This window comes from Moorena bouillonii PNG, from assembly GCF_001942495.1.
Classification (GTDB): domain Bacteria; phylum Cyanobacteriota; class Cyanobacteriia; order Cyanobacteriales; family Coleofasciculaceae; genus Moorena; species Moorena bouillonii.
Genome location: NZ_MKZS01000001.1, coordinates 348,434 through 350,183, shown reverse-complemented (window position 1 = coordinate 350,183; position 1,750 = coordinate 348,434). Strand labels below are relative to the sequence as shown.

The window sequence follows — 1,750 nt, the reverse complement described above, 5'->3', positions numbered from 1 at the left end:
GATTTCGGTTTAGATATTGCCATTTGGACACGGAGGTTTAAGGCCGGTCGTAGATATAAGAATCCCCGTCTTTTTAAAGCGGGGAGTGTCAACCTATCAGCATTTATAAAAATTTTCACATCCACAGTGAAATAAAGTGTCATGCTTATCAAAAAAAAACCCCGTCCTTATAGGACGGCTTTATGTTACCATCAATATGGTCAATGACCCACCCGAGACGATGGATTCAGACAGCCTATACGAGCGAAGTCCAGTAACCTGGCGGCGCAGCAAAATCGGTAGACCGGGAAAAGATGACAGGGCAATGGAAGGCCAACCCTCGAATCACGCATTACATCAAGACTTTTCTTGAAACTCGACACGTGAGAACCGCAGGACTTGCGGGGATAGTCTGTGGAGCGAACGTAAGACCATAAAACCCCGGTTAGGGTGGAGGCTGTTGCATTGAAGCAGAAACCTAAATCGTGAGGTTTAGGAATCGCCTTTCTTCTAGGACGGTGAGGATGTCAACATATAACAAATGAATAGCAGAACAACTGAGGAGTTAGGAGCTTGAAAAAAGTAGAAGCCATCATCCGGCCATTTAAGCTGGACGAAGTCAAAATCGCCCTAGTCAACGCTGGCATTGTGGGAATGACAGTTTCTGAAGTCCGAGGCTTTGGACGCCAGAAAGGTCAGACTGAACGTTATCGCGGTTCAGAGTACACGGTTGAATTCCTACAAAAACTTAAAGTAGAAATTGTCGTAGAAGACGATCAAGTCGATATGGTCGTAGAGAAAGTGATCGCTGCCGCTCGCACCGGTGAAATTGGCGACGGTAAAATTTTCATTAGCCCTGTCGATGACGTGGTCAGAATTCGTACTGGGGAAAGAAATCTAGAAGCCGTCTAAATACCCTATATACCAACGGAGCTGAGGCACGCTTTACCGAGTTAGCGTGGCTCAGTTGATTTTTATAGGGAGTTGAGGGTTTTAGCCACCGCTAGTCAACCTAACTGTTTCAACTGAGGCACTAGTAATTCAAAAGCCTTGCCACGATGAGAGCAGGATCGCTTGATCTCAGGCTCCATCTCAGCAAAGGTCAACCCCTGCTCTGGAACAAAAAAAACTGGGTCGTAGCCAAAGCCACCAGTTCCCCGAGGAGCTGGCAAAATTTCCCCCCGACAAATCCCTTCAGCTTGGTAAGCGATCGCACCATCTGGACGGGCAATCGCCACTACACAAACAAACTGGGCTTGCCGATTCACTTCCAAACCTAGCTCCCCCAGTAGCCGCTCAATTCGCTCTTGGTCGGTTTTGCCATAGCGTGCAGAATAAATCCCTGGAGCACCATCTAGGGCATCGACTTGCAAACCGGAATCATCAGCAATTGCCCATTGCCCAGTTGCCTGGGCTACCGTTGATGCCTTCAGACAAGCATTGGCAGCAAATGTATCCCCAGTTTCTTCAATCTCTAGCTCTGGTGGCTTTAACTGCAATTCCCAGTCCAAAGAATCTAGGTATGTCTGCATCTCCCGCAGCTTACCAGGATTGCCTGTGGCTACAACCAGTAATTTTGGCAGCAAATTTGGGGTTTGATGTTGGGATTTTGGATTACTCAAAGCAACAATTTCAGATTGTTTGATGAAAGGTTAACTAGCAATCAGAGTCAGTTCGATACAGCTCAAGCAGCGTTTAATGCCCGATTGCGATCTTAGTGACGTACTCCCGACGTTGCCCTAACGGGACAACGCGGGCTTCTTGCCAACAC

Annotated in this window: 2 protein-coding genes; one reads left to right on the top strand and one right to left on the bottom strand. The window is 47.5% G+C overall.

The genetic code is table 11. The features are described 5' to 3' along the window. The first annotated feature begins 552 nt into the window (after nt 1–552). A complete protein-coding gene (locus tag BJP37_RS01510; RefSeq protein ID WP_070390819.1) occupies nt 553–891 on the top strand; it encodes a P-II family nitrogen regulator in 339 nt (112 codons plus the stop codon). Between the two features lie 95 nt (nt 892–986). Here the strand turns inward: BJP37_RS01510 and rdgB are convergent, their stop codons facing one another. Then, the gene (gene rdgB, locus BJP37_RS01505; protein WP_075905656.1) at nt 987–1,562 is read right to left on the bottom strand and encodes an RdgB/HAM1 family non-canonical purine NTP pyrophosphatase; all 576 of its coding nucleotides are present in this window, start codon (nt 1,560–1,562) and stop codon (nt 987–989) included. Between the last annotated feature and the right edge of the window lie 188 nt (nt 1,563–1,750).